Origin of the sequence: Pelosinus propionicus DSM 13327 (assembly GCF_900114615.1) — a bacterium.
Lineage (GTDB): Bacteria > Bacillota > Negativicutes > DSM-13327 > DSM-13327 > Pelosinus > Pelosinus propionicus.
Genome location: NZ_FOTS01000027.1, coordinates 1 through 20,016 on the forward strand (window position 1 = coordinate 1; position 20,016 = coordinate 20,016).

Below are 20,016 nucleotides of genomic sequence, written 5' to 3' on the forward strand. Positions count from 1 at the left end.
GAAACCGTAAATTTGCTTCCCATAAAAAATATGCTCCTTCCTTGCAATAGACAGTTTTATTATTTCAACTGTCTATTACAAGGGGAGCATATCAGGTAATTAGCGGCTTTCCTCTTTTTTCAAAAATTGGGATTTAGATGAGGAGCGAACCTCAATCTTGCATATCCCACTTTTATTTGATCATCGTATGGGTGGCTTCATGTTCTTGCTCCAAATCTTGCTGTCGGCGCAAAAAAGCATTTCGTTTTTCAAGTTTGGAAGAACCGTACGGTTTCTTGCAAATTTTGCGCCATTTTAGCCATATTCTTACTGGCACAGGCAACTTCATGTATGGAAGCCGACTGCTGCTCGGTGGCCGCTGATACCGACTCGGCTTCAACGGCCGACTGCTTACTCAAATCATTAATCCGATGTACAGAGGATACTATCTGCTGACTACCTATCTCCATCTGCTGCATAGCATCGGAAATCTCCATGATTTGTTCGGCTACCTGCGTGACGATCTCGTCGATTTCCTTGAAGGATCTACCGGCATCTTTCACCGCTTGAGCCCCCAGACTTACTTCACGAGTACCGCTGCTCATAGCGGTTACCGCTTTAGCCGTTTCCCTTTGTATTTCTCCAATGAGCGTGGCAATCTGTTTTGCTGCATCTTCCGATTGTTCCGCCAATTTTCGAACCTCATCAGCCACAACGGCAAAGCCACGACCTTGCTCCCCGGCCCGTGCCGCTTCGATCGCAGCATTAAGCGCCAAAAGATTCGTTTGTCCGGCAATGCCGGCAATAGTCTCGACAATTTGTCCTATTTCTTTGGACCGCTCTCCCAAATTAGCTACTAGATTAGCTGAAGTGTTTACGGTTTCCTCTATCAATCCCATTTGGCTGACCGCCTTATTGATGGATTGATCACTCACCTTCGCTTTTCCAGCCGCTTGAGAGGTTTTCTCCACCACATGATTAGCATCTACAGCCATCTGTTGGATATTACCGGAAATCTTATGAACCACCGCTACTGTATTTTCTATGGCACTCAACTGCTGATCTGCTCCCATGGCAATATGGGAAATTGACCCCGCAACTTGCGTGGATGCCTCTGCTGATTCTTGCGCGCTAGCCGTCAGTTGTTCCGAAGAGGCCGCAACCTGTTCAGCGCTGCCATTCACCTCTACAATCAAATTACGCAGGTTATGCACCATTTTATTAAAACCTCTAGCCAAATCAGCAACCTCATCCTTTCCTCGAATCACCGCCTGCACGGTAAGATTGCCGTCCGATACCACATTAACCTGTGCAGCCAACTCTTCCACCGGCTGAACAATGCGCTTGGCTGTAAAGAATGTCACTAGAACGATGAGCAGAATTGCTACTATGGTAATACCGATAAACATCCACCTGAGGGTAACCAGCGGCTTATTTACAACCTCTTCCGGCACACAGATAGCCAACACCCAACCAGTGGAGGGAATCTTTTGATGTATCATTATGATATCAGTATTATTAAGGCGATAATTGATAAAGCCTTGGTCTTTGCCTAACATCGTTTTGGCCTGCTCTGCCAGGTCCTTCAACTTAGGATCCGTCAAGAAATTGGCATTTACCAGTTCAGGATTAGGATGAGCCAGAATGATGCCCTTGTTGTCAATTAAATAAGCATAGCCATTGCCGTTAATGGTAATGTTTTTTACCGTATCCACCAACGTTTCCAGAAAAAAATCCACAGCAAGAACGCCCTTAAGCTGACCGCTGGCATTCATCATCGGCACCCCCACCGATACTGCCATCTTATTGGTCTGCACATCCAGATATGGATCATTAATACTTAAACTACCCTTTCTTACGGTCTCAGCATACCAAGGACGTGAGCGGGGATCATAGGTAGCTGGAGGAATCCATCCATCGCCATCAACATGTGCACCATCAGCCGCGCCGTAGTACAAAGCGGACAGATCTTTATCCACGTTTTTGTAGCCTGCCACCATAGGTACGGTTATTTTATTGTCGCCATTAAGCGTTTGCAACGTACCAAGCTTCATTTCCAGCATTTTTGTCTTAGCAATCATCCATCCATCCATCTTGTTCACATGAGCATTAATACTCTCGGTCATTTCCCGCTTGATGCCATTATCCACTTGCTCCTTGGCGAATAGATAGCCTCCTAAGGATACGAACAGCAAAACTCCAAATGTCGACAGGGAAAAAATTAAAGTTAGCTTTCCTCTTAGTTTCAACGCACATCACCCCTTATTTTAAATATACCTGAAAACTTATGACCATGTGCTCTCGTTTTTAAAGAAAAACAGGAGCACACTTATATCTACTCCTGTTTTTAAATCTGAATTATATTCAATTGCCTTAACTAAATGACATTAGGCTAAGCTGGAATGTCTAAATATAGCAGTTGTCTGCTTGCAAAAGCTCTGTTTGCACCCCTTTTCAGATGCCTAAAAATAGTCAGAGAACCTTATTCGATAGAATTAGCCTTCTTGACAGCGGCAGTAACCGATGTCATTAAAGCTGCTGCTAAGCCCTCCTGCTCAAGCGATTTTAATGCCTCAATCGTCACTCCTCCTGGAGATGTCATCTCATCAACCTTTACTGCCGGATGAGCACCGGTCACATCAAGTACCTGCGCTACGCCTAACATATTCTTAATAATAATGTTGCGTGCCTCCCTACGGCTAAAACCTACATATACGCCAGCGTTTATTAACCCCTCTACCGTTTTGTATATCCAAAGCGGACCTGAACAACTAAAGGCGGTAAAGGTATCGAACATATTTTCTGCGATATACATCGTCTGACCTAATGCGTTTAGAATCGCTGTGACGACTTCCTTATCATTATCGTCAAGGTTAGCATTTACGCAAGCAGCACTATGACCATTGCCAGACTGAATAAGAGTATTAGGCATCACACGCAGTACTTTTTTATCACTGCCAACCTGACTCTCTAGGGTTGCAATTGTGACACCGGCGGCGATTGACAGTACGATCGTCTTTTCGTTAATAAGTTCCTTAAGCACCTTGGTAACGCTTGGTACTTGCGGTGGATTTACAGCTATAATAATCACATCCGCTTCCTTTATAGCCGCAGTTGCATCTGTAAGAGCAAAGACGCCATAGGTGCTGGACAGATATTCACAACGCGCTGGGAATAGCTCGCTTACTGTGATGTTTTTCGGAGTAGCTACCCCATTGTTAAGTAGTCCTCTCATTATACCTTCCGCCATGTTGCCGCCACCACAAAAAACAATTTTCTTATTCATATATAACTCTCCTTCTCCTAATAAATTTTTTTTTAAAAAATTGCCTTATAAATTTCCATCGTTATTAGATCATATTCAATAGTCAATGTAAATTTACTTTAATTCTAAAGTCCTTTTCACAAACTCTTCATTAGTCTTAGTTTCTTCTATTAAGAATCTCATGTCTTCTGCTGTTAAATCTTTTGGATCAACGCCGCTCTTCTTACAAGCCTTTTTGATCATTGACTGTCTGAAACGATTAATATCAGCTTCCTGATGCTTGATATATCCAGGATTCTTTGGAAGTATAATGTTTTCACCTGGCTTATCTTCTTTTGCAGGATCACCAAACTTGATTTCTATTCCATTTTCTCTCGCAAAAGTAAGCTGTGGCTGAATGTGTTTACCTGCTCCTGTGTATTCAGTTTCGCTGACTACGAGGACTGCATCTTCTGGAAGTTCCTGAGCCAATGAGAATGCTGCAGCTAATGCAGTATTTCCTGCCGGTCCTCTTTCGATACCTTCCAGGTTAGCCAGAGCTTCAGTCATGTACATAACTTCCCCCTGGGTAATAGTTACATAACGATCCGTATAACGAAGAGTTCTTGTTGCCGCACGAGGAACGTCGGACAGATCAGGGTCGGTCGTATGAGGAACAGCGAAACCAGTATGTCCTGTCGTACAAGACTTTCTATTGAACTGGGAATCAGAAGCCATGTGAAGACCCGTAAGATCAATAGCTGCAGCTACCATCTGCGTGTTCGCGCAGCCTGCTTTCATAATTCCACGGGCTGTTCCTGTAATCATGCCGCCCCCTGCAGTTGTGCAAACAACCATATCCGGATCTTTTCCCACAAATTCGCGGCACTGCATAGCAATTTCGTATCCGAGTGTTTCAATACCTGCTATACCGAACGGTGAATACAGAGAAGCGTTAAAATATCCTGTATCCTCCATAATTGACAGAAATGAGTAGAATAATTCAGGCCCTACGGTGAGCTGAACTACTTCGGCACCGTATGCTTCACACGCTCTTGCTTTTTCAACGATTTCAGGCTGACCCACTCCTCTTGAGTCATAGCACTCCTGTACAATGATGCACTCTAATCCCTGCATAGCCGCCTGAGATGCCACTGCTGCACCATAATTGCCGGAAGTAGCTGCCATAACCCCCTTGTAGCCTAACTTCTTTGCGTGAGCAACTGCACAAGCCGCTCTTCTTGCCTTGAAGCTTCCGGAAGCATTAGCCGCTTCGTCTTTTGCAAAAATTCTCGCACCATATCCTGGTTTTGCATATTTTCTTGCAAGTTCGGTCAAGTTTCTTAGTTCCAGAAGCGGAGTATTACCAACACCGGTTCTAGATTGAATTTTTGTAATTTCATCTAATGTATAATTTGTAGCATTCATCAATGCTTCATAATCGAATGCCACTGAACCTGACTCGAATTCCTGATAGTCAAGTCCGAGTGCTGTCTTCATGATATCATTGGCTCTTCCCATTACGGAATCATAATCTTTTGCTAAAGCCATTATTTGTCACCTCCAAACATGATCTCTCTCAGCTGCCTGTCAATCTCTATGAATTCGGGTACAAACTTGCCATAACTGTGTGTATAGTAAGGTCCTTCTTCGATGAGAGTTCCCTTTACCATACGGTTAGCTGCCGTCTTTACTGTTACTTTCTCACCGATATTAGCGGATTCATCCTGCAGGAATCCTTTCGTCCACTGCTGAAGGTCACATTTCTGCGTATCTTCAGGAAGTCTGGCAGTTCTTTCTGCCGCCTTAAGTACTATTGAATGAATGCGCACCCAATCGCCTCTTTTAGCCATTTTGTTTCTCTCCTTTGAAATTATTGATATCAGCTATTTATATGAAGCAATAACATCTACGATTGTATCTACATTATTATCGGCGTTAATGCCCATTTCTCTGAGCATATCGGAGACATCAACCGGAATGTCGCTGCCGCCAACAGGCTCATTAAGGCGACCGCCCATCAGTACATGGATGCCCTCAAGATTTGCTTCCTTCAAACTTATCAAAAGGTCTTTGCCGAAGCTGTATGCCATGCCGTTATATGTGCCTAACGCAATCACATTGCTGCCTGTTTCAATAAGTGTATCGGCAATCTCCGCGATCGACACTGTTGTCCCAAGGTCAAATACGTTAGCACCGGCCTTTTTTATTACATTCTTTATTATTTCTTTACCGAATTCATGAACATCTGTTGAGCCCACAACAACATTCATGCCTGTCAATGGTCCCGTTTCTTCAAATTTTTGCCTGGAAATTACATCATCCTGAATCTTACTTATTGTCTGGATAATACTTGTCGGACGGATAGGCACTCTGCCCCTCATGGCATTTTTGTCACCTGCCCCGACACCAAATGCCACTTCAAGCTGTTCAGGACCAATAGCCTTAAGCACCCCCGTAATCTGGCCGGCATGATTAATATCTATACCCAAATCATCCAAAGCATTAATGACTCTTTCAAAGAAAATGTTTCCGCCTGTTACCAATATCTCAGCTTCGGAATTTATCTTTTCCCAATTAATGAACTTCTCATAATAGGGGGCCTTTTCCATCATCATATCCACCGCACAATGCGCTTCTATCATTTCCTCTGCAGATGGTATTCTTATTGCTTCGGTCAAAGGTACGGGGGCAATCGCGTATCCACTAGGATATTTCATCTGGCAAATAATATCTGCCAGGGAATACGAACAAAGTGCTCCATAATTTCTCGATATATCCGTGCCATAGTCTATTGTATTGCCATTAATAAAAGAGCCGGGAGTACCATATTTATCAATCATCCCCATCGCCCTATTAAAGACGATACGAAGTACAGAATCACTGAATAAATTGCCATAGGTATGAGCCACTCTTCCTCCCAAAAGCTCTTCCGCTATATATCTTTCCAGCTTGGCCCATCCTACAAGGTTTGCAACATCGTGGAACTGCGCACCATAACCATCATCTAAGTTGCAGTGCAGCACAGCACCCGCATCTTTAAATTCAGCCATTATCGCTATGGCCTTCATGTAATTTTCGGTACGATAAAGCTCTAGGTCGAGACCCGGATATTCATAAGTAAAATACTGAGCAAGGTTTCCAATGGCTGTAACACCAGCCCGAAGTCCACTAACTGTATTTTCCACTGAATTTAAAGAGCCGATCATATGATCCCCAAGGTGTGGCTGTACAGGTACAACCTGGCCGAGAGCATTCCATTCTTCCTGCGTCTGAAAAATAAGGCTGCCTCCTGCTTGGAATTTATTGCGATATTCTTTAGGCACACCCATGACCCAGTCCAGAGCCACGCCCAGACGGTCTATAAAAGAGCCTGCTCTTTCCAGCCCCTTGTATACTGTCTTAAAGCCTTGCTCCGTCGCCGACCAGGAGTTCCATCCAATGACAGAGTGCTTCATGAGCTTTCCGGCCTTTATCATGTTGCGCTTATACTCTGCCTCGGATTTAACACCATGCTTTTTCATAAACAAGGTTTCTCCAATGGAAAACTCTGATGCAATTTTTTTTGCATCACCCAGAACGGACTGCATATCCGGCAATTCCTTCTCATTAAATCTTCTTTTTATTTGAATATCCATACCAAATGCTCCTTTTAAGTCAATCTAAGGCTTCTCTTCATTATGGAAATGGCTGCATCTTCATCATATTTACGAAGAAGACCTGCGGCAAAAAAAACATAGTCATGATCCATCAAGGTACTAATCCTTTCGGGAAGTAATATATGACCCGTTTCCGATGCATCTGCTCTCACATTTTCCAATATGGGGAAAGGATTTTCTTCATTAACGATAATTCCACCAGTTCCTATAATTGTTTTTATTTCCGTAAGGTTTTTACCACGCTGTACTAAACAGCAGCCATCATTAAATTCTTTTGCCACATAACCCGCATGACGTCTGGCAGAAATGTTCACTGCACTGCATGCAATCTGATAGTCTATGATCTTTTCCCTGCTGTCATCAGCTATATAATCTTTACAGATGATGCGTTTCTCTATTGCTTCCTTAAGAAAGGTTTCAGATATACCACACCTTTCGGCAAGATTTTTTTCTCCTAATTCTCTTGTAAGACATATAGAGGATTCTCTCATTCCCATATCTCCTTCTACCGTCCTTTTGGCAAAAGGCTCAGGTGACCCTATACATTTTGCACCTTGAAAGCTTTTATTTTCGATATATGAATAAATATCTGTCGTTGCTCCGCCAATATCAGCCAGCATAAAAGAACCGATACCTATTTCATTTTTTGTACCACGGCACAAAAGCGCTCCTGCCGAAAGCACTGCTGCAGGTGTCGGAATGATAGGTGCATCCATTTCTTTTTGCACAGAGCCTATACCCTTCATATTGGTGATTCTGTTCATAAACAAATTTCGAATTATGTCCGCTGTAGGCTCTATATTTAAAGAGCCTATAACAGGCATTATATTTTCAGCTAAAAAACATTCTTTACCTTTGTTCATAAATATCTTTCTTATCTCTTGAGCCACAAAGGAGTTACCTGCATAGATTACGGGAATTGCTAATTTGCTTTCGCTTAATACTGTTGCATTGTGGAGCAAACCATGCGTATTTCCACCTTCATATCCACCACACAAAAGGAGTATCTCAGCCCCTGCATCTTCTATTTCCTCCAGATCTTTTCCGGAAATAAGGCCGTTCATACTGAATACTATTTTTGCACCAGCGCTGAAACTGGCATTTCTGCCAGCTTCAACACTTACAGCCTTAGTTAGTCCCACTACAGCCATTCTCAGGCCACCTGCGGCACTGCTTGTAGCAAGTTTTAACGCAGATTTAAAATTCTCATGACCAATTGCAGTCCTTGCAGCATCAAAACACTGGCAAAGACCGATTGCCGCATCAGTATGCACCGTAGAAGGAAACTTATCGGTGGCAACAACTTTGCGTTCCCCTATATTAACACACACCATCTTCGTATAGGTGCTTCCAAAATCCACAAGAATAGCAAATTTCAGAGTTAATCCTCTCTCCATAATATCTACTCTCTCCTAATCTTTAAGCCAGTATTAAAAATACCAGCTTAAAGATGTAGTTTTTAATAATTTTTCCAATTTTCGGAAAAATATTGATAGAATAATATTACCTCAACAAATGCAAGTAAAGGCATGGCGTTGCATTCTTTAAACTATTGCGGATATTTATTCAGCAATATCGTCCATTGAAGTATTCACGGATGCTTTTTTACATTTGTAAGGGAAAGCATCCTTGTTGATAAACTCCTTGTAGATAATAAAGCCGATTAAGGCAATCGCAATATAACCGGAAATCGGGTACAGGATATTTGCCAGCTGGTCAAAAGGCAGCAGCGTACCAAAGAACATACCGACTACGGTTAAACAAACAGCAAGCAGATTGAATTTCTTAGTTTTGTCTTCAGCAAATTTTCTAGTAACAAGCAACAATAAGGAAGCAACCGCCGAATAAATACACAAAACAATTATCGGTGCAAAAACCTTAGTTAAAAAAGGAGCAACCGATTTGGCAATGGCCAATGTAGGCACTTGCTGACCTCTAATAAGATCCAAATAAACCACTTCTGCGATAGTCAGCAAGCTAAGTACGACACAAGTTGCGAAGACACCTAAGATCGCTCCCATTCTTGCTTCTTTTACACTCTGACATACTTGCCCGCTGACAATAAAGAATGTAATGCCATAGATAAGACCCAATAATGCCCATAAGACGGCTGACCATGGCCAGATACTAGTTATCTGCTTGAACCCTGCTTGCGAGACAAGCACACTGTTAGTAGCTAGCACGTCCGGATTTCCCGCAATAGTACCTAAGGCATAAAAACCAATGATAGATAGAAATACAATTTTAATCGGTCCGATAACACCGATGACATCAAGCAGTTTTTGAATACCTAATATGGCTGTTAAACAGGCTAAGATAGCGACAAAATAAGTACCTGTACTTGTCGAAACCCCGTAATATTGGTGAATTGTCGCACCAGCACCTGCCATCATAACAACATAACTGCAATAGCTTAATACTACCGTAAACCACAAATATACCTGCCCGATATGTTTACCGCAATAATATTCAAAAACATCATAAGGATTATCAAATTGCTCTCTTTGTCCTGTCCCATATAAGACATATCCCATAAACATTAAAAGCAACATATAGAGTATATTTATTGCCATACCTTTAAAAGCTCCGTGTGTTGCTGCAAATTGCATAGCTTCTTGTCCGGTTGCTACCCCAGAACCAATCCAAAATGCACAGAATGCTCCCGCAATTATACATACTTTTTTCCAACTGACCGCTTGGTTTTCCATAGTTGCATCTCCTCTTTTTTAATATTGTTTTTCAATTTTAAAGTACCCAATAAGAATACGATTAACCTTTATAGAAGTTATTGAAAATATAGATGGGAGTATCCAGCAATGCCCCGTATCTCGTTTGATGGACAGTATAAACAGACAGAAAACTGCAAGAGGCAGTACAGAGGAGCTGCCTCTCTTATAGAGTAAATGCGCCTTAATGATCATTTCCCGCTTATGGAAATCCAGTTGAGGTCATAAATGCCGCCGCATCGCAGCTGTAGCTTCATCCACTATAAGGTTTGCTGAAGGGTTCTAGCAATAATGTTATCCTGAATATCCTTTTCAAGATCAACGAAGTAAGCAGAGTAGCCTGCTACACGAACCAAAATATTACGATGGGACTGCGGATCCTTTTGAGCGGCACGAAGTGTTTCATCATCGACTATATTCACCTGAATGTGCTGCCCCCTCTGATTGAAGAAAGTGCGGACAACAGTCTCTAATATATCTAATCCCTTTTCTCCTTTAGTGATAGCAGGGTCAAAACGTTGATTAACCAGCACACCGCTCTGTGGAATTAATGGATCAAGTGCAGATATGGAATTTACAACTGCAGTAGGTCCGTTTACGTCCATTCCAATCATAGGTGAAGCATTGTCTGCAAGGTCCGTAAAAGCAAGTCTTCCATCCGGCGTTGCTCCGATCAAGCGTCCCAGTACAACGTTATAAGATTGAGAAGCGATAACAGTAGTGAACTGACCATCACGACCATCTCTGTACTGTACTACCTGCTCATTGCAAAGATCAGCAAGCCAATGTGCATATTCATCTACTGAATCAATATTGTTGCCGTACTTTGGTGCCTTGTTGATCAAAAGCTGACGCATATTTTCCTTGCCCTCGAAGTTAGTCTCCAAAAGCTTCACAAGTTCAGACATCGTTAAGTATTTCTTATCAAATACGCACTCTTCAATTGCAGCCAGCGAGTCAGCAACATTAGCAACGCCTGATATAGCAACAGCGGAATAGCGATGTTCTGCCCCCTTACGTTGAAGAATTCTCCCCTTCTCGATGCACCCATAGGTGAAGCATGAGGCAGTTACAGTAGGCAAAGCATGTGCATGACACGATATGATTCTGTTAAAAAGTACGATAAACTTCTTCATGAAGAACGCTTGCTGCGTCTCATATGCATCCATGAGTTGCTTAACGGAAGTAAATGTTGTAACGTCACCGGTACGTGGTCCGATTTGAACCTTGGTAACAGGATCCACTCCGTTATTCATAGTGATTTCGAATACCTTAATTGGATTGAAATATCCGGCATTGGACTGGAAGTCAGTAATTCCGGGAACGCTTGGCTCGATGCATCCGCAAATACCCCAGTCTCTGGCTTCTTTTAGCGTGTGACCTAATGTCAAAAGATGGGAAATATTTGTGCTATCATTAAAGAAAGCAGGATGGCTTCCACCCTTTCTGGCTACGGCCAGGGCCAAACGGAAGGTATCTTGATTTACGCCATCGTGGTACCGGAATGAAACGCAAGGCTCTTTCGTTTGCAAATCATCCATGCAGTGAAGTATGGCGTTTGTAAGTTCGTTGCAGCCGTCCTTTCCGTCAGGAAGTACACCGCCAATCATCATATGGATCCAAAGCGGGCACCCTGGATAAGCCTGTGATTCACGATTGGTTCGCAGCACCCAAAGTTCTCCGAATTTAAGCTTAAACTCATGAATAACATCGGCAATAAAGGCTTCACTTACACCATTTTCTAAATCCTTCTTATAGAAAGGGTACATGTACTGATCGAAACGACCGATGCAGTGATCCCCGCCGTTTACTTCCATCATTAATGCAAGATGTGTAAACCATACGAACTGTGCAGCCTGCTGAAAGTTCTGCGGTGGATTCTCAGGAACCACACGGCAGTTTTCCGCCATAGCAAGGAGCTGTGCCTTTCTTTCGCTATCTGAGCACTCCCCAGCCATTTTTTCTGCTAAGTCAGCATATCGGTGAGCAAATTTGATAATTGCTTCCATTACAATGATCATGCTCTGCCATGTAATCTGCTTTTCCATGGTGTCGATATCCATATCTTCCAACGCAGCGATGTTTTCCTTGCACTTATCGATATAGTAACGGTAACCTCTGTGAACCATATCGTAATAGGCAGGAGCATGGTTCATAGTGGACAGGTTGGATACACCCTTGGTAAAGATGCCGATGTTAATCATGGTATTCATATCGGCATCAACCAAAGCCCCGGTCAGATCTCCAAAGGTTCTGCCCTTCCAGGCTTCAACAATTGTTCTTAGCTCGTCTTTTTCGCCAGGAATGAACTTGAAATGATCTGAGCTTCTCGTATCAATCGTTTCCAGATCATCATATAACCATGCAGTTACTTCGGGATAAATAGGGACCGCGTGCAAGCGGGATGCCAAATGTCCGGCTAAAACAGAATCATCATCGATGAAAATTTTCTTATTTTCTAGTACATATTGAAATGATTTTGCCCTTCTAAGTATGAATGGCTCCATGGATGGCTCGCTATAGAATTTTGTTATTAAGCGTGCACGGTCCAGACAAATTTCAGCAGGCGTATTGCGTACCTTTTCACTTAGTCTAAATATTCTTTCCGAAATCATTTAATCACTTCCCTCTCATTATTTTTCATCCAATAACATTCTTTTTTATATTTCTGAAGAATCTGATTAGCACATTTGACCAAATCATTCATTTCTTCATCTTCAGGTACTATAACACCCTTAAGGGGATACGGTTTTCCCAAAGCAGTATACTTCGGTTCACCGAAGTTGTGGTATTGTAGAAGCTCATACTCCTTAACGGTCGGTATTGTGGAAACAAACTCTGCAATACCTTTAATATTTTCCTGAGAATTCGTGTATCCCGGAATAATTGGTGTTCTTATCGTGATCGGAGTGCCAAATTCCGAAATGCGTCTAATATTTTCTAAAATCAACTCATTACTCATTCCCGTTAAAGCTTTATGTGTTTCTGGATCGATATGCTTGATATCCATAAACATAGCATCTATATACGGCAGTGCTTCCTTAAATTCTTCAAATTGACCGTAGCCACAGCTTTCGACAACGACATTGATCCCATTATCATGGCATTTTTTTGCAATTTCCTTTAAATCTTTCGCATGTGTCAGCGGCTCTCCTCCGGAAAAAGTTACTCCTCCTCCGTATAGTGAGTAAAACGGACGATCCTTTTCTATTTCCCTATAAAGCTCTTCAACGAAATAATCCCTTCCTACCACACGCTTAGATTCAGCATAACAGCAATCCGTACACTTAAAGCAATTTGTACAGCGGCTTCTATCTATTCTATAATCGTCTAAAATTGCCGCTTCCGGACAGACCCTCTTGCACTCACCGCAACCTATACATCTTACCGGTGACTCCATAATCTCCTGCCGATACGATTGGGATTCCGGATTGGAACACCACAAACACCTTAAGGGACAGCCTTTAAAAAATACAAGTGTTCTTAAACCGGTTCCGTCATGAATGGAGCACTTTTGGATGTTAAATATCATCAATAGACCGCCTCCTTCCTTTTTCAATAAATATATGCAAAATACGTGCCAAGTCAAAATGAGATTGAATGAGGAGGCAATTCTGGACTAAAGCAGGGATAATTGATTCCAAAAGCTCCGGAAACGATCTTCAATTATTAGTTATAAGCACGACTTATCAAGAACAAAATAGATTCTCGAGTAGTTTTTGACACACTTTTTCGTCATAAATAATTTCATGTGTCATTTTATATACATATGAACAGTATAGTGTATATCTCTAGATACACACTATACTGTTTTTCACACTAATCAGATTTTTTAGAAGTTTGAAAATAACTAGGAGCATTTTTGGGGAAGATGGTAACAAGCTCCTATGCTAATACATCTGCAACCGGCGTATAAGCAAGTCCATGAGCTTCCGCAACACCTTGGAAGGTTACTTTTCCATCAAATACATTCAATCCTTTTGCCAGACCAGCATCGTCTTTCAGAGCCTGTTTCCATCCTTTTCCAGCTATTTGCAAAGCGTAGTCAAGGGTAGCATTGGTTAAAGCAAACGTAGAAGTGCGGGCTACAGCGCCAGGTATGTTAGCAACCGAGTAATGGACAACACCATGTTTTACATAGGTAGGTTCACTGTGAGTAGTAGCACGGTCAACAGTTTCTACCGAGCCGCCCTGGTCAATGGCAACATCAACGATTACTGAACCAGCTTCCATCGTCTTAACCATTTCTTCAGTAATCAGTTTAGGAGCTTTTTTACCAGGAATCAGGACAGAACCAATCAACAGGTCAGCTTCCTTTGCCCATGCGGCAATATTGTAGCTGTTGGACATAACAGTGTTCACGCGACCGCCAAAAATATCATCAAGATAGGCCAAGCGCGCCAAGGATCTGTCCAGAACGGTTACGCGTGCGCCCATACCTAAGGCCATTTTAGCCGCATTGGTACCAACGACACCGCCGCCGACGATCACTACTTGGGCCGATTCAACACCCGGTACGCCGCCAAGTAGAATACCTTTACCACCGTTAGGTTTTTCCAAAGAAGTAGCGCCTACCTGCACTGCCATACGACCGGCCACTTCACTCATAGGAGTTAAGAGTGGCAAAGTGTGATTCCGCTCAATGGTTTCGTAAGCGATGCCAATTACTTTTTTAGCTAAGAGTGCTTCGGTCAATTCTGGTTCAGGAGCCAGATGGAGATAGGTGAAGAGAATCTGTCCTTCATGAAATAGATCATATTCCGCCGCAAGGGGTTCCTTGACTTTCATAAGCATTTCTGCTTGGTCAAACAACTCCTTTTTATCGGCAATAATTTGCGCGCCTGCTTCTTTATAGCTTTCATTCGAAAAACCGCTGCCCACCCCGGCATTTTCTTCTATTAACACTGTATGTCCAGCTTTTTTTAGGGCTAATGTGCCTGCTGGGGTAAGAGCTACGCGATTTTCATTGTTTTTGATTTCTTTTGCTACACCAATAATCATGTTTTTTTGCCTCCTTAATTTTAACAGCACCGATAAGTATTTTATTTGGCACGTTCTTTACAGACAGTATCATTTGTTACGATACAGTCTGGGTACACGTTTACCGACGGTACAGACAACTTCATAGCTGATTGTACCCAGTTTAACAGCCACCTCATCAGCTGAAAGCACTGTGTCAGCAAATAAGACAGCGGTATCTCCCGGTCTTACGTCGGGAATTCCTGTAACATCAGCCATGCACTGATCCATGCAAATTCTGCCGATAAGCGGCGCTCGTTGTCCTCGGATGAGGATATCTGCTTTACCGGAAAGTAATCTTGTCCACCCATCAGCATAGCCAATCGGTAAAACAGCAACTGTTCCCGCCCGTGAAGTTATATAACTCCGACCATAGCTGATACTAGTTCCGGCAGCAACTTCCCGCACCTGCGTTATTTGGCATTTCAGTGCCATTGCCGGTTTTAAATGAATGCATTGCGTCACTTCCGGCGACGGCCATAAGCCATAGAGAATAATTCCCGGACGCACCATATCCAGATGAGTTTCTGGCATTTCAAGTGTTGCGGCGCTGTTCGCTATATGGCGGATGGGTATATGAAATCCTTGTGCTTCGACGGCGGCTATTGCCTGGCTAAAGTGTGCCATTTGTTCCCGGCAATAGGTTTTATCCGCGCTGTCGGCAGTAGCAAAATGCGAAAAAATACCCTCTATTTCAATACCCGCCAAAGCCGCTACCGCCGGAATGAATACACCCGCATCACTGGGTCGTATCCCTATACGCCCCATGCCCGTATCGATCTTCACATGAACTTTTGCAATTTTTCCTGCTTCTACAGCTGCTGCCGATAAAGTTCTAGCTGCCTCCATTGAATAGATCGTCTGCGTAATATCATGCGCAACCACTAACGTAGCTTGAGCAGTCGGTGTAAAACCCAGAACAAGAATAGGTGCAGTAATTCCGGCGCTTCGAAGTTCCAGCGCTTCATTTAAAATAGCCACAGCCAGATAGTCTGCCCCAGCGGCCAGACTTGCATTAGCCACGGCTATAGCACCGTGACCGTAACCATCAGCCTTCACAACCGCGCAAAATTTAACTGTTGGCTTTAACAGTGTCTTAATTGCTGATACGTTGTGCTTGATTGCGGCTACATCCACCTCCGCCCATACAGGACGCGTCAATTCTTCGTCTGACTCCATGTTTCACCTCCTTGCTGTCAACTTTTTGCATTACAGATGAGATATACCTCACTCGAAGTGCACCTCAATACATAATGCAAGTTTAATGCCAACTTTATTCTCCTCTACAGATTTTGAAAGCCAAACCACTCTTTTTTTTATTTCCTTAATATATACAAAGGATGTGCTAAGTTGAAATGAGATTGAATAAAGGATAAGTTTATACTAAAATGAGGATAATCGATGTTAAAAGTTCTCCGAAAACGATCCTCAATTACTGGTTAAAAGTGCTATTTATCAGGATCAAACATATTGGTGGATAATTTTTGACACACTTTTTTTGTCGTATTTTAGCACTCCACAAGGTAAAATTATATAAAATAATGAGGTATAATGGATTTACTTTATCACAAAAACGTTTATTGTGTCATTTTATACACACAATAAAAATGAAAGTGTGTATTTTTCAACACACCTTCTTTGGGGGTTTTTATTTTTATACCGAATTATCTTATGATGACACTGTATTCAGATGTTTTTACCTTCATTCTTTTATTGGCATACTTCTTGCTTATTTTTTATAGATAGTCATATGCATTAGGTTGATGAATATGAAGCGCACAACGTGCGCATGAAAGGAATGGTTATAAAATGAAGGCTAGAAAACTATTTAGAACGATTGAGACACATACATTGGGACAGCCTACACGTAATGTTGTAAGTGGCTTTCGCAATATTCCGGGAAAAACCATGGCAGAAAAGTACTCCTACATGAAGGAGCATGAGGATTGGTTTCGCAAGCTATTATCTTATGAGCCTCGCGGTAGTGAAATCATGTCAGGAACTCTGATTACAGAGCCATGCACACCGGGAACAGATATTGGAGTTTTGTACTTTGAAGCAAGCGGTTGGATGCCTATGTGCGGTCACGACACCATTGGCGTGTCGGTGGCCTTGATTGAAGCTGGTCTGGTTGACGTTAAGGAGCCGATTACCTTTATCAATCTTGATACAGCCGCTGGCGTAGTAACCGTTGAAGCTACAGTAGAGGATGGAGTCGTAAAAGAGGTTTCCTTCCTTAATGCACCAGCACTGGTATTAAAACGTAATGTTGCAGTGAATACGAGAGATTTTGGAAAGCTTACCCTGGATATTTCCTGGGGCGGCAACGTATATGCAATCCTGCCGGTTGAACGTTTCGGCTTAACAATCGAGCCTCATAACTGTGGCAAACTGATCGAGATTGCACAGTCAATTGCAAAAGATATCAACGAACAGGTGGTAATTTGCCATCCGGAGCTTTCGTTCGCAGATTGCGTAACGCACGTGGAATTCTCAGGACCTCCAAAGAGCCCAGAGGCGGATATCCAAAACTGCGTAGTAGCTTTACCAAAGGTTGTAGACCGTTCCCCTTGCGGTACTGGTACCTCCGCTAAAGCAGCACTTTTATTTGACGAGGGTAAGCTTAAGGTGGGCGACAGCTTTGTTCACGAGAGTGTCATTGGTTCACTGTTTAAGTGTGAAATCGTCGAAAAAACTACAGTTGGTGGAATTACTGCTATTCGTCCAAGAATTACAGGCAATGCTTGTGTAATTGGCTTTGCTACTTGGATCTTAGATCCTAAGGATCCGTTCCCAGAAGGCTTTGTATTAGATTATTAAAATATTGATTCTGAGGTTTTATTACGACAAAAAAAATAACTTTAGAATTCAATCAAAAACAAGACTGACACCGTTTTTCAAACGGTGTCAGTCTTGTTTTTGATTGAATTCGTTCATAGTTATTAACGTGTATATATTCATCAATTAATTCACGTGCTTTCGAACGTTCTTCCACTTGCCAACATTTTTAATACTTTATTTTCAACGACTTTAATTTGAGGTATTCACGCTTAACTTCTTTCGACATAATAATACCCCTCTCTGTATACTTCAATACTGAAATTCTACAGGAAGGGATACTTTTTTACAAACAGATGTCTCTAGTACTAATGGGTTTTCACAAAATACATATTTTTCAGTTTTAATCTTCTTTTTACATATTGTGGAAGTAAGAATTTCACTACTCTTTTTATTGGTGGCAATCACGATAAATTTCCAAAAACATAATATGAATGTAGATATTATTATAAGCTATAGTGCACCGAAGGATATAATTCATTTAAGATAATATTCTTACTCTTTGAGTGTCCCATATAACGCCGAGTCTCCTGCAATAAGAACATAATCACTTTTAGTTTCATTGCCTATTAAACTGTAACCCCCATCCCAAATACATTTTTTTAACATATTTGAAAAGGGGATTACAATTACATATCAAAGCAGATAGCTTTGTTCAATTTTTTTTTGCAACGCTACAAGGATAGGAGCGGTTCATCATTTATTATTCTACCGTTACTGACTTCGCCAAGTTTCTTGGTTTATCTACGTCGCAGCCACGAGTTACGGCAGCGTAGTAAGCCAACAATTGAAGAGGAAGAACAGCGAGGATTGGTGCTAAGAATTTATCAGCTTTCGGAATGAAAATAGTGTGATCTACATATTTGTTGATTTGTTCATCACCCTGCTGAGCAATACCAATGACAACGGCATCACGAGCTTTGACTTCTTTGATGTTGCTGAGTGTTTTTTCGTATACATCATGCTGCGTAGCTAGAGCGATAACGGGTACGCCTTCAATGATGAGAGCTAATGTACCATGTTTCAATTCTCCGGCGGCATAGGCTTCTGCATGAATATAGGAAATTTCTTTCAGCTTCAATGCGCCTTCTAAGGCTACCGCATAATCTAAAGAACGGCCGATAAAGAATACATCTTCGTTAAAACCATATTTTTGTGCAAAGGTTTTAATGGATTCCACATCTTCTAGTATTTCATGCAATTGGGCTGGGAGATTACGCAAACCAGAGATTAGCTCACGACTGCGTTCTGCTGAAATGGTATCCCGAAGTCCAGCAATGTAGATCGCTAGCATGCTCATAAGAACAAGTTGAGTCGTATATGCTTTGGTGGAAGCTACTGCAATCTCTGGACCGGCCCAAGTATAGATAACTTGATCCGCTTCCCGAGAAATCGAAGAACCAACAACATTGGTAATTGCCAATGTCTTTGCTCCAAGACGTTTTGCTTCTTTCAAAGCCGCTAAGGTGTCTAATGTTTCACCAGATTGGCTCACCACAATGGCTAAGGTATTTTCATCCACTAAAGGAGAGCGGTAGCGGAATTCAGACGCTACGTCTACTTCAACAGGAATGCGAGACAAGGATTCAAGGTAATATTTGCCTACAAGACCAGCATTATAAGCAGTACCGCAAGCTACAACGACTATTTTCTTGATCGCTGCCATTTCTTGTTTGGTCCATTTTAGTTCATCCAAGATGATATGACTATCATCTTTTGCCAAACGGCTGGACATGGTTTCCCGAATCGCTCTTGGCTGTTCATAGATTTCTTTGATCATGAAATGTTCATAGCCGCCTTTTTCAGCAGCTTCTGCGTCCCAGTGTACTTCAAATACTTTTTTCGTAATGGGCACTCCTTGACGATTCATAACCCATACAGAATCTTTAGTGACAACTGCCAATTCTCCATCACTTAAGATATAGGTTCTACGAGTGCGATTAATGATCGCTGGAATGTCAGATGCGATAAAATTCTCGCCTTCTCCTAAACCAATGACCAATGGATTGTCTTGTTTCGTGCAGATAATTTTATCTGGCTCATGTTTTGTCATAAATACTAGGGCATAGGAGCCTTCAATTTCCGATAACACTTGCTTTACTGCCGCTTCAAAGTCACCTTTGTAGTATTCTTCTACCAAGTGAGCTACTACTTCCGTATCTGTCTCAGAAGCAAAAACATGACCTTTTGCAATGAGTTTTTCTTTTAAGTGCATGTAGTTTTCAATAATACCATTATGCACTACAACAAAATCTCCTGAGCAGTCTGTATGAGGATGGGAGTTTACATCAGAAGGACGACCATGAGTTGCCCAGCGAGTATGTCCAATACCTAAGTTTCCAACAAGTTTATTGCTTTCTAATTTTTTTTCTAAATTTGCCAAGCGGCCTACACTTTTTTCTACATGAATCTGTGTTCCATCGAATACAGCTATTCCTGCAGAATCATAACCCCGGTATTCCAGTTTACTTAAACCATCCATCAAAAATGCTGAGGCCTGTTCAGGGCCTATATAGCCAACGATACCACACATATGGTAATTCCTCCTAAA

Annotated in this window: 14 protein-coding genes; 1 reads left to right on the forward strand and 13 read right to left on the reverse strand. The window is 42.0% G+C overall.

Annotated features, from left to right (window positions below):
* Window positions 1-248: 248 nt before the first annotated feature.
* From BMZ99_RS14665 to alr, 11 genes are all read right to left on the reverse strand, one after another.
* On the reverse strand, window positions 249-2,105 hold the full coding sequence (locus tag BMZ99_RS14665) for a methyl-accepting chemotaxis protein (protein ID WP_217645096.1): 1,857 nt from the start codon (window positions 2,103-2,105) through the stop codon (window positions 249-251).
* Between the two features lie 356 nt (window positions 2,106-2,461).
* A complete protein-coding gene (proC, locus tag BMZ99_RS14670; protein WP_090938728.1) occupies window positions 2,462-3,265 on the reverse strand; it encodes a pyrroline-5-carboxylate reductase in 804 nt (267 codons plus the stop codon).
* Between the two features lie 93 nt (window positions 3,266-3,358).
* The gene (gene ortB, locus BMZ99_RS14675) at window positions 3,359-4,774 is read right to left on the reverse strand and encodes a 2-amino-4-oxopentanoate thiolase subunit OrtB (protein WP_090938731.1); all 1,416 of its coding nucleotides are present in this window, start codon (window positions 4,772-4,774) and stop codon (window positions 3,359-3,361) included.
* Window positions 4,774-5,076, reverse strand: a complete 303-nt coding sequence (ortA, locus tag BMZ99_RS14680; RefSeq protein WP_090938734.1) for a 2-amino-4-oxopentanoate thiolase subunit OrtA — start codon at window positions 5,074-5,076, stop codon at window positions 4,774-4,776. Before ortA ends, ortB begins: the two co-directional genes overlap by 1 nt.
* Before the next feature lie 33 nt (window positions 5,077-5,109).
* Window positions 5,110-6,861 (reverse strand): cobalamin B12-binding domain-containing protein, encoded by a 1,752-nt coding sequence (locus BMZ99_RS14685; protein WP_090938737.1) that lies wholly within the window; start codon window positions 6,859-6,861, stop codon window positions 5,110-5,112.
* Between the two features lie 14 nt (window positions 6,862-6,875).
* Window positions 6,876-8,279 carry a glutamate mutase L gene (locus BMZ99_RS14690; protein WP_090938740.1) on the reverse strand — a complete coding sequence of 468 codons (1,404 nt, stop codon included), beginning with the start codon at window positions 8,277-8,279 and terminating at the stop codon, window positions 6,876-6,878.
* 165 nt (window positions 8,280-8,444) lie between these two features.
* Window positions 8,445-9,590 carry a YkvI family membrane protein gene (locus BMZ99_RS14695; protein WP_090938742.1) on the reverse strand — a complete coding sequence of 382 codons (1,146 nt, stop codon included), beginning with the start codon at window positions 9,588-9,590 and terminating at the stop codon, window positions 8,445-8,447.
* Between the two features lie 278 nt (window positions 9,591-9,868).
* Window positions 9,869-12,223, reverse strand: a complete 2,355-nt coding sequence (locus BMZ99_RS14700; RefSeq protein ID WP_090938745.1) for a glycyl radical protein — start codon at window positions 12,221-12,223, stop codon at window positions 9,869-9,871.
* The gene (locus BMZ99_RS14705) at window positions 12,220-13,140 is read right to left on the reverse strand and encodes a glycyl-radical enzyme activating protein (protein WP_090938747.1); all 921 of its coding nucleotides are present in this window, start codon (window positions 13,138-13,140) and stop codon (window positions 12,220-12,222) included. The genes BMZ99_RS14700 and BMZ99_RS14705 overlap by 4 nt, the downstream gene beginning before the upstream one ends.
* Window positions 13,141-13,493: 353 nt before the next feature.
* Window positions 13,494-14,609, reverse strand: a complete 1,116-nt coding sequence (gene ald, locus BMZ99_RS14710) for an alanine dehydrogenase (RefSeq protein ID WP_090938750.1) — start codon at window positions 14,607-14,609, stop codon at window positions 13,494-13,496.
* 69 nt (window positions 14,610-14,678) lie between these two features.
* Window positions 14,679-15,806: an alanine racemase gene (alr, locus tag BMZ99_RS14715; RefSeq protein ID WP_090938752.1), complete on the reverse strand. Its 1,128-nt coding sequence runs from the start codon at window positions 15,804-15,806 to the stop codon at window positions 14,679-14,681.
* 630 nt (window positions 15,807-16,436) lie between these two features.
* Between alr and BMZ99_RS14720 the strand changes: the two genes are divergently transcribed.
* Window positions 16,437-17,447 carry a proline racemase family protein gene (locus BMZ99_RS14720; protein ID WP_090938755.1) on the forward strand — a complete coding sequence of 337 codons (1,011 nt, stop codon included), beginning with the start codon at window positions 16,437-16,439 and terminating at the stop codon, window positions 17,445-17,447.
* A gap of 52 nt (window positions 17,448-17,499) precedes the next feature.
* Here BMZ99_RS14720 and BMZ99_RS27410 read toward each other — a convergent pair whose 3' ends face one another.
* The gene (locus BMZ99_RS27410) at window positions 17,500-17,622 is read right to left on the reverse strand and encodes an IS3 family transposase (RefSeq protein ID WP_281246814.1); all 123 of its coding nucleotides are present in this window, start codon (window positions 17,620-17,622) and stop codon (window positions 17,500-17,502) included.
* Between the two features lie 546 nt (window positions 17,623-18,168).
* Entirely contained in the window at window positions 18,169-19,998 is a 1,830-nt protein-coding gene (gene glmS / locus BMZ99_RS14725) for a glutamine--fructose-6-phosphate transaminase (isomerizing) (protein WP_090938758.1), read from the reverse strand.
* Window positions 19,999-20,016 lie beyond the last annotated feature (18 nt).